Here is a 10,172-nt window from a genome sequence, read left to right as displayed (position 1 = left end):
ATCCGGCAAGGACAGAAATGGAGGGCCTCTTAGTTCCAATATTCGCTTTGTTTGTACTGCTTATTGGACTATACGCATGCCTTAGATTGCTTTTTGGGAGAAGGGTGACGGAAGACGTAGTGGCAAGGTTTGTGTATGATGCCTTGAAGGCTATTTTCACTTCGCCGTTCAAAATTATCGGGTTTATCTTTAGGAAGGTGTTTTAAGCCCATGGAGTTAAGGTATGCAAATAACAGTTCAGCTACATTTAGGAAGGGCGCCACTGAGGTAGCCTCCCTGTTGTTATCCTGATTGCTGGAAGTAAGCTTGCTTGTATGTTTTCTCGTAGTACTTAGGTGGAATTATGTAAGGAGGATAAGCAATGGTTGAGGTGCCGGTCACCCTGAAATTTGTTACACCAGCCTTCATAGCAGGACAAGATAATCGCAACTCTTCTGAGTTTCGCGTACCTTCTCTAAAAGGTCTTCTTCGCTTCTGGTGGAGGGCATTCCAACCCTTCCCGACGACAGAGGGGCTTTTTGAGACAGAAAGCGAGATCTTCGGAAATACTCAAAAGAGATGCAGTTTTTCTATTCAATTGGACCAACCTCTACAGAGTCTCGCCTGGCGATCCAGGGGTCATGCCTTTAGCGTTGGCCGAAATGGGATTAAATATCTCTTCTTCTCAATGTATCAGATGGGACGAGGATCTCCTGGAAGAGCTAGCTGGATTGAACCCGGAAGAACTGTTAGCCTACGATTCCGGTTTTTCAGGGACCAAGCGCTCCATGAGATCGTCACCGCTCTTTGGTCGCTTGAGAACTTCGGTGGGATTGGCGCCCGTTCCAGACGAGGTGCAGGCTCTTTCCAGATAACGAAAATTACCCTCCCCCAAGGTCTCACTGGCCTGCCCCAGTTTATGTGTCAAGGATGGGCTCCTCGAACAGGAAATCTTAGAGGAGAAATCCAAGATTTTCTCAACCAGGGAATTTCCTTGATAGCTCCGGCAGCGACAGGAATTCCAAACTATAGCGCCTATCGCAGGGGAGTATCAGCCTTAAAGGTCCTTGTAAATCAAACCTATACTGGCTGGGAAGAAGCAGCCGACGATATCGGTCAACGGTTAGCCAGATTTCGTAAATCTGATCTAGTTAGAAGTGGCGCTCCATTCCATAACGAGGCTCGGGCCCTACACACTTTTGCTACAAGCGGTACTTATCCCCCTTCCGGTCCAAACCCCATTACTAAAGCTGGTTTTGGATTGCCTATCATTTATCGTTTTCGAGATCGTAGCCCTGGGGCCCGTGGGCTTATCCCGGAGTCTGTTACCGCATCTGGAGCAGAGACTGAACGGCGAGGGTCTGCTCTGTTCATAAAAATCGGGCGATTGCCTAACAGTAATCAGCATTATGTGGCAGTACTGTTCCTATGGTCGCAATTCTTGCCGGGTGGTGAGATGATCCGTCTGCGCCAAACCGGGGGCAAAGGTGTCAGCACGCATGATGTCCAACAGCCAAACCGTACCGTTGTTGATAATTTTTTACGAACTTTGTGAGGGTTACTATGAACAGCAAATTCCTTGCTCTTTTCCAGATCGGACCTGTTCAGGAGTTCATAAATACTGCCCGCAAAACTCAGGATTTCTGGTCTGGGAGCTTTTTGCTTTCCTATCTCTGCGCCGTGGCTATGGTAAAGGTGGTTCAGGAAACTGGGGGTGAGTCAGATGTCATTATATTTCCTGATATTTCTGGCAACCCGCTTTACGATCAGGCTCAAAAGCCCTTGCCGTGGACCTCTTCAACAGCTCCTAAGGCTGAGGCTCTTCGACCAACAGTCCCCAACCGGTTTATGGCACTGTTTTCAGAGCAGGACAGTCCAAAAACGATTTTGGAGGCTTCTGCCACTCGGGTAATTGAGCAGTGGAAAGAGGTGGCCAGGATTGTCAAGTCAAAGCTTGAATCTCAAATCCATTCCCTGGGGACGGATCCAACCTGGTGTTCCATCTGGGAGAGACAGATCTCAAGGACCTTTGAGATTTTGTATGTCTGGCATCCATGGGATGGTACGGACACCAGCTACGGGAAAACCTATAGAGAAACAGAGGTCCTCTTCGGAGCGCGGAAGGCTACCCGATGGTTTGAGACAGATGAGGCAGAACCAGGCCATAAATGTTCACTTTGTGGAAGCCGCCAGGCGCTACATCTGAGCACCACCGGCCCAAATCGTTCAGATATCAGAGAATTTTGGAAATCTGACCTTAAACTTAAGCTTAACAGAGAAGTTCAGCACCGTTTTAAGGAAGGAGAGCATCTTTGTGCCGTATGCACGGTGAAGAGGTTAGCTCCAGAGTGGGTTTTCGGTAAAATTTTGGATATTCCATCAACGAGTTCTGTAGCAGTTTCAGAATTCATAAAGCGAATTGGAGATAAGGTTGCACAATTAGACCGAGGTTTGATTTCTAAGTTCTCACAAGATGTTGAGGATCTGGCCCCTCGTGTTGGAGAACCCAAAAAAGTTGATCCAATGCCACTCCTTGAAAAGCAATATGGAAAATCTCTTCCGTCATTAATCCATCTCGATGGTGACTGGTTTTATGAGGATACCTACGAGAGTTTGAGAGTTAAGATTAAAGACTTTGTGCATTTGAAGGGCAACCCCGCTCCCATAATCAAAGCCCAAGAGTCGCTTGAGGAGGTGGTGAATGCGCTTCGGTCCCTTGAAGGGGATGTATTCCGTCCTCCTACTAAATATTTCTGTATCTTGTCCGCTGATGGAGACAGCATGGGTAGGGTTCTGGCCAATGTGAGCAGTCTTCAGGATCATCGGGATCTCAGCGGCAGACTTGCCGGCTTTGCTGGCGCAAGTGTTGTCCAGCTATTGCAGGATGATCATCTCGGGCATGTTGTATACTTCGGCGGGGATGAAGGAGTTGCCTTTGTGGCTCTGGAGGACTTATTTAAAGTTATAAAAGCTCTGCGAGATGTCTGGGAAGAGCAGGTGATGAGACCTCTTCAAAGTGTGCTTTCCAGTCCACCTACCCTGAGTGTGGGGGTGGTAGTTGCCCATCACCAACATGGCCTTCGGTTTTGTCTGCACGAAGCGCGCACTGCCCTTGAGGATGCAAAAAAAATGGAGGGAAAGGATGCTTTCTCGGTTGCCGTTTTGCGCCGCTCGGGCAGTCCGAGCCAAACAAGGGCCAAATGGAGGTATCCTAATCCACGGATAGAAGTTCTGGAGATCCTGGCAGCGCATCAAGATGCCTACCGTAAGAAAAGGCTTTCACCCAGGTGGCTAAACGATCTTCGGGGGGAGGCCCTGGCCATTCATGGAAAATGGCCTCATGATCCTTCAAAAGCAAAAGAACTCTGTGATTATGAAATTAAGAGGCTGATTAGACGACACTGGTTAGATCCCAATGGACACCCTGCGGATAACGTGATAGATCGAACATTAAGGCTCCATGAGGCGATCTGGGGGCCAGTAGGGCGACCCGATGAGAGACGCTTTGAAGACTTTGTGGGCCTGATGGATCTTGCATTCTATGTTGCCAGGGGAGGTGGATATTGATGCGACTGTTCATTAGACCTCTAGACACCCAGTTTCATCGCAGCGGACTTCCCTTTGACGCCGGACAGGATACCGAGGTTACTGGGCTGTTTCCTCCCTGGCCAAGGACAGTTTACGGTGCCCTTCGGGCCAAGGGATTTCATAAGGCTGCCGTTTCATTAGACTCCCTGGCGCAGAAGAGCCCACATCCAGTTCTGGGCGACAAGAGCTCTTTTGGGTCTATGATACTTAAAGGTCCTCTTCTAGCAACCTTAGGGCGTGACGGTCAATTGCCGATGTTGGTGTTACTTCCTTTTCCCCGCGATCTGGTTCGCCAGAAGGACAAACATACCTTGTGGCACCTCCAGCCTGATGAAGAAAAATCTCTGGCCGATTGCTCTGATTTATCCCGGGTATCTTTACAAAGGCTAACGACAAAATGCCCGGATATAGTGGAAGAAGTGCAAGATCGTCTTATGACCTCCGATGAATCTCTTGTCAGGTATCTCTGCCATGAGCAGGATGGGCAGGATGAAGGTAATCTCAGCAAATTGATAGCTGATCTCTTCCTTTCCGAGCCGCGCCTTGGTATTAAGAGAGACCGCAGATTACGAACAGTAGCTACGGGGATGATATATCAAGTTCAGCACCATCGTTTGCAGGATGAGAAGTCTCTGGCGGGGCTTCTGGTCGAGCTTATAGATGCTCGAGAAGCCATACCTGATCGAGGCCTGTTGAGACTTGGAGGCGATGGAAGACCTGCTGCTTACCATAAGCTTATTGATCCCAATGACCCACAAGACCAGAAGGCCTGGTGGAAAACTCCAAGACTAAGAGTGATAGATAAAATAAGCCAAACCGGCCGCTTCAAAGCCTATTTGATCACGCCTGGGCTTTTCCGAGGCGGAGCAATTCCGGACATTTGCTGTCTGAGAAGCGCAAAGGTACAAGGAACCTTGAAGGTAGATGGCCAGAAGCAAACTTTTAGCTTGGTTGGTGCCTGCCTTGGTAAGAAAATGGAAGTCGGGGGCTGGGACATCCAAAAGAGGCAGCCGAAGGCAATGCGCAGAGCCGTTCCTCCTGGTAGTGTCTATTTTTTCCACTTCAACAACTGGCCAGGGCCAGAGGAGGGAAGAAGATGGGCAAAAGCCCTTTGGGATTCCCTTCATTTTAAGTCCTGGTGTTCGGAAGAACCGTGGACTGATGAGCAAGGCCAGGTCCTGCCCGACAGTGAACTCGGTCCTGGCAAGGAAGGGTTTGGGCTAATCTTAATAGGGGGTTGGTAAGATGTATGAGCAAGGAAGATTGATGTTTCTTTACGCTGAGACACCCGTCCATGCGGGCTCTGGCTCCGGAGTAGCTGGTATTGACCTACCAATCCAGCGTGAGCGCTTTACAAACTTGCCCATCTTGCAACCTTCCGGGCTGAAAGGGGCACTGCGAGAATTCTTTGAAAATGGTAAGGGACTTCTGCCAGGACACCTAGATCCAGAAATCTTTACTATCTTCGGACCAGACGAGAGGAAGGCTTCTGAGAACGCCGGGGCGCTATGTATTGAGGAAGCCCGCCTGTTGCTCTTTCCGGTCCGATCGCTGAAAGGGGTCTTTGCCTACACCACTTGTCCAATTGTCTTGAGACGTTTCTATCGGGACTTAGAGGTGCTGAAGCACCTGGGCCAGGACCTGATTGGTTCCCCACTACCAGATTGGCTAAGCCTCACTACGGAGTCGATTCCAGATGACCAAGTTTGGACGATTAAACCTGCAGAGATTTCCGAGTGTAAAATTCTCTCCCACTCAGAGAAAATAACTCTAGAGGAGTTCACCTTCACTGCAGTACCCAAAGGGCAGGTCAGCTCTCTAGCCGAATGGCTTGACAGTAAACTGTCAGGTGTTACCCTTGACCTTGCTGCTCGCCTGGCCGTTATGTCGGACAATACCTTTAGGGACTTTGTGGAGTTCTCAACGGAAGTAATTACCCGCACTCGCATCGATGACGAGAAGGGAACAGTGGTGAAAGGAGCTCTTTGGACGGAAGAACATCTCCCCCGAGAATCAGTTCTTTACTGCCTTCTGTTGAGCTGTAAGCCCTTGAAGAGCGGAGTAACAGGGCTGAGCACGGCGGATGAGGTCCTAAACTATATCACTAATAACACCACCCCAGCCTTGAGGCCAGCCTACCTGTGGTTAGGTGGCAACCAGACAGTGGGCCGTGGCTTGGTCCATGTAGTCTTTAGCTAGAGGAGGACAGTAACGATGAGCATGCGAACCATCGAACAGAGACGGGCCTCTGACGCCTACAGAAAGATTAGCGGACTCCCACAAGACAAGCAGACAAAGGAGTACCGCTCCAGGGTGCAGAGATTCCCAGCCCTGGTGCAAAGCTGTGGTTTGATCCAGGCTGTGGGGTTCTATAGGTCGAAAAATGACCTCAGAGATATCTACGACAAACTAGAGGACTGGTTCTTTAAGGACGACCTTAACTTTCCGTGGCCGTCAAATCAGCGCAATCATCGAGACCTCTTTAGATCTCTCGGTGAAATAGATGTTGAACTATACCGTATGGCCATGAGAGAGGCCTTGGCCTACCTGACATGGTTAAAACGGGCAGCCGAGGCACTCCTGCCAGAAGACTGAGATTGAGAGGGAGAAAATGTCCATAGTCATTTTACCCCAGAATACACTCGAGGTTTGGGAAAGGCTTCAGAGAGAACAAACCAAACTTCACGCCGGCCTTCTCTTCTACCGATTTATAGAAGTCGATAGCGCTAAGGAGTTTAAGTATACCGATGCCGGTCTGGAGCTAGTTTGTAGGAGGGCGGATACCCAGAGTGCAGCGGCGCTACTTCACCGCCAGCAGAATCTTGTCTCCGCCTTGCAGAAGCAAGGCTTCACCGTGGACACATGGTCTCAGGATTTACTGACAAGGATGGCTGCTGGTCTAGGCATCGCCAGCATCACAGAAAATGGTATTGTCATAGACCACATCCACGGTCTGCCCTATATCCCAGGCAGCATCCTGAAGGGGATCAGCCAGGACTATGCGCTCCTCTATGAGTATAAGGTTGGAACAGATACCCAAAAGCGTCGCAAGGCCAAAAAGGACTCTTCTTTTGTAGCCGTTTTTGGTGCCCAGACCGCTGAACCCGGTGAGAACATCGCCAAGTTTGAGGATCGCCGGGGTGGTGTCATATTCTTGGATGCTGTGCTTGAAAGATGGAATGGCCCCAGTCCCTTTGAAGTGGATATCATGAATCCACATTATCAGGAGTACTATTCTAATGAAGGAGGGACACCTCCTGCTGATTACCTCAATCCAAACCCAATCAAATTTTTAGCGGTGAAAGCAGGCACCCGGTTCTGCTTTGGCTTGGCCGCCAGAGATACAAACATACAAAGCACGGTTTTCGGTAGCTCGCAACTTATTAATCAGGCTAAAGACTGGCTAGTGGGCGCCCTAAAAACCCTAGGTGCGGGAGGAAAGACCCGAGTGGGATATGGCATCTCCGGCAATGCAATCCAGAAACCAAAAAAGTAGGAGTCTGCCGCATGTCAAGTAAATCTAGCAACTTGGAGAAAAATCGTGTCTCGACGGTGAATCACAAAAACCAAAAGAGTTGCTATTTGGTGTCGGTTGGTACCTCTCTAGTAATCAATTACGAAAAGCGCCACAGGCAGGACATAAACTATGCCAGAATCGATCTACATAACCAAGGATTCCAGGCAGTGACCAGTCATGAGGCAGGCCTCACAAACGCCACCTATTGTCTTTATTTTGATACTATAATCGGAGACTTGAAGAATGTTCACTTCAGTGTCCTTGAACAAGCATCGGCCGAGTTAAGTAGCCTCCTTCGTTGGCGGGACGAGACAGGAAAATTCCCGGGCTTTTCTGCTGAGGATTGCATTGTGCTGATTACTACACAAACTGCTGAGGGAATCCTCTGCGCTTATGCTCTCCAAAATATTTTTAAAACACATTGGGATAAAATCAAAAAGGATTCGACTAACCAACCATTTCCCAATGACTTCGTGAGCATAGAGTATGTGAAAGGCCTTGGCAAAGCCACAGACCCAGCCTTTGAAGAGACAGGGCTGCCTGAATTTCTGAACTACCTGCACAGGGCCATTGTAGATTACAGAGCAGAAGGTTATGAGGTTATCCTGGTGCCCACTGGTGGATACAAGGCACTCATCCCTTACATGGTTTTAGTCGGTATTCTTCACGGAGTTCCACTTCGCTATGTCTATGAGGAATCCCCTCGGGTTTTGGAGTTGCCTAAGATCCCTCTGGGACTGGATATGGAACGATGGGTACGGGAGAAATTTCGGCTTCAGGGTGTTCTTGGCAAGGATTATAATCCAGATGACCAACAGTACAAACAGCTCGACCATGATTTTCAGAGCCTGCTTGAGAGGGATCCTCAGGGTAAATTTAGCCTATCTGCTTTGGGGAATTTTCTTGAAGCCGTCTATCGCGATCTCTCCTGGCGGAGCCCGTTGCAACTGGCGAGTGGTAAAACCCACTTGTTAGACTCTCTTGATGATGATTTGAAAGAAAAATTTGATCGTTTGGTAAGGATTGGGCACCTTATCTGGAAAGGCGATCGTGTCCCAGAGATGGTCGATCACTCCCTGCGGCACCACTACGACCTCTTCGAACTCGCCGAAAGATTCCTTCTGCCCATCCTGGACAATAATCCAAATTTCCTTAAACCGGAGGAACTCTTCATACTGTTGGGTGCCCTTTACCTCCACGATTGCGGTCACACTCTGGGGACTATCTATGGCAGTGATGAAAAACCCATTCGTCTTTTCCCTACCGAGATCCGGGACTATCACCATATTCTCGGGTATGAGCGCCTGAGGCATCACGACATAGCGAGCTACGTCAGCAAGGACTTATACGAGGGGCTCGGTTGGGCAGACACGCTACAGGCGACCTGGGATGATTTTCTAGAAATAATCGCTACAGTCGGCCTCTTTCATAGAAAAGATATGCCCATCGGAGATGGTGAAGCTCCCTATAACAAGTGTCCCTATTTTAGGAACGAATATCCTCCCCTGATGCGGAACGAGGCATGGCCCTTAAAGTTCCGTGGCAACCAGATGTCACCCAATCGCGTGGCCCTGCTAGTCTGCCTTTTGAGGATCATTGATAGCCTGGACTGCCAACGGGCGCGCTCTGGAGACCAGATGGAAATAGATTTCCATCTGGCGCAGATCGGATCCGAGGCCGAGGAAGAGAAGAACCGGGCTGGGCTTTTTGAAAAGATAGTCAAGGGAATTCTAAAAAATGATTTTGCCGAACTTAGTCAAGCCATCCAATCCAGTATCAACGGTTACAGAAAGCGGGAATCCAAAGACCATTCTGTTACTGCCAAAGCTGCCACCACGCACGCGACAACTACTCAGCTCAGGGGAGTACTTACAAAAATCAAGCAAAAATGCAATTACGACGGAACCACCGCAGGTTTGATATTTGAGTACGTCCTCTCCCGCTTCCGAGTAGATTTTAAGGAATATCAGAAAGAACACTATGCCGACCACGTCTTTGTAAAGCAGATACTGATTGACGCCCAAAGAGGGGACAGAATATCAGATAATGGAGACAGACACAAAACCCGTTTCACTATTGATATTGAAGTGGATCAAGAAATTGTCGAGGAGCTTGCTTTGAGGCCGGAAGAGGTTGCACAGAAAAAGAGGGCACTCCTAGGAAACATGAGGGAAGAATACGAAATGAAAGAGGATTCAGCAAAAGACATCCCTGCAAAGACCATTGTGAAGGATATTCTCGAGGAGTCTGGCGTAACCATTGAGTACGGTATTGATGAGAGCTGTTGAGAGGTTCACTTAGCTGGGGGAATAAACTTGCCTCACTATCAGATTGTTGCGCGCGTCGACAAGAATATGGACCCCAGGGACTCAGGCTATTTCTCTTTGATTGCGCTCTTATGGTCGGAATTCATCGGAGATAAATATAAATTACGTTGGAAAATTACAAAGGACAAGGTGGCATTTGACAAATTTTTGAGAGACACTTCTATCCCTGAGGTTCAAAAACAGAGCTTGAAAGCAAAGGTTAGAAATCCCTTTTTTAACGGCACTCCACCCTCCAACACTGGTTTCATTAACGATGTTCTTAGGAACATTGGAGCTAAAGAAATATGTTTACGATAGAATAAAGCATCAGAAGGGGCCAGACATGAGCATACTGACCAAAGATGAAATATTAAGAGAAATTAAGGCTGGAAACATCGTCATAGCTCCCTTCAAATATGACCAGGTTGGCCCAGCTTCCATAGATCTACACCTTGGAAACGAGTTTCATATGTTTAAAAGAACTTATCAGACTATTCCTGTGGATGAACAGGCGAGCAGTGAGAAGGAGGTACTGGAAAGGAAGATAGTTAGGGAAGGCGACCACTTTCTCCTTCTACCCGGTGAGACCGTGGTGGCAGTAACCAAAGAAAAGGTGAAACTGCCACCTCGTTTGTGTGGACAACTGGAGAGCAGAGGTCGATTTGCCCGGCTGGGATTGTCTGTCCACATTGCTTCCGCCTTTATTCAGCCCGGCGTGGATAGCCACATCTTCTTTCTTATGACTAATGTAGGGCCGGTTGCCCTGGAAATATATCCTGGCA

At 48.6% G+C, this 10,172-nt stretch carries 9 protein-coding genes; all 9 read left to right on the top strand.

Going from position 1 to position 10,172, the window contains the following annotated elements:
• Positions 1-206 (top strand): hypothetical protein (locus HW443_RS13015; protein ID WP_219857085.1); only part of this gene is annotated, 206 nt, incomplete at its 5' end.
• Positions 207-361: 155 nt separating this feature from the next.
• Positions 362-1,534, top strand: coding sequence for a type III-B CRISPR module RAMP protein Cmr1 (cmr1, locus tag HW443_RS13945; protein WP_176235712.1), 1,173 nt, complete (start codon positions 362-364; stop codon positions 1,532-1,534).
• An 8-nt stretch (positions 1,535-1,542) separates the two neighbouring features.
• Positions 1,543-3,546 carry a type III-B CRISPR-associated protein Cas10/Cmr2 gene (gene cas10 / locus HW443_RS07450; protein ID WP_176235711.1) on the top strand — a complete coding sequence of 668 codons (2,004 nt, stop codon included), beginning with the start codon at positions 1,543-1,545 and terminating at the stop codon, positions 3,544-3,546.
• Positions 3,546-4,811 carry a type III-B CRISPR module-associated Cmr3 family protein gene (locus tag HW443_RS07445; RefSeq protein ID WP_176235710.1) on the top strand — a complete coding sequence of 422 codons (1,266 nt, stop codon included), beginning with the start codon at positions 3,546-3,548 and terminating at the stop codon, positions 4,809-4,811. The genes cas10 and HW443_RS07445 overlap by 1 nt, the downstream gene beginning before the upstream one ends.
• Before the next feature lies 1 nt (position 4,812).
• Positions 4,813-5,766, top strand: coding sequence for a type III-B CRISPR module RAMP protein Cmr4 (gene cmr4 / locus HW443_RS07440; RefSeq protein ID WP_176231607.1), 954 nt, complete (start codon positions 4,813-4,815; stop codon positions 5,764-5,766).
• A 15-nt stretch (positions 5,767-5,781) separates the two neighbouring features.
• Entirely contained in the window at positions 5,782-6,162 is a 381-nt protein-coding gene (gene cmr5 / locus HW443_RS07435) for a type III-B CRISPR module-associated protein Cmr5 (protein WP_176231608.1), read from the top strand.
• Positions 6,163-6,178: 16 nt separating this feature from the next.
• Positions 6,179-7,063 carry a type III-B CRISPR module RAMP protein Cmr6 gene (gene cmr6 / locus HW443_RS07430; protein ID WP_176231609.1) on the top strand — a complete coding sequence of 295 codons (885 nt, stop codon included), beginning with the start codon at positions 6,179-6,181 and terminating at the stop codon, positions 7,061-7,063.
• A gap of 89 nt (positions 7,064-7,152) precedes the next feature.
• On the top strand, positions 7,153-9,372 hold the full coding sequence (locus tag HW443_RS07425) for an HD domain-containing protein (RefSeq protein ID WP_176231610.1): 2,220 nt from the start codon (positions 7,153-7,155) through the stop codon (positions 9,370-9,372).
• A 361-nt stretch (positions 9,373-9,733) separates the two neighbouring features.
• A partial coding sequence (dcd, locus tag HW443_RS07420; protein WP_176238028.1) for a dCTP deaminase occupies positions 9,734-10,172 on the top strand: 439 nt, incomplete at its 3' end.

It is taken from the genome of Candidatus Hakubella thermalkaliphila, from assembly GCF_013281975.1.
GTDB classification, from domain to species: domain Bacteria; phylum Actinomycetota; class Humimicrobiia; order Hakubellales; family Hakubellaceae; genus Hakubella; species Hakubella thermalkaliphila.
The sequence above is the reverse complement of the archived record's forward strand: the minus strand, read 5'-3'. Positions and strand labels throughout refer to the sequence as shown.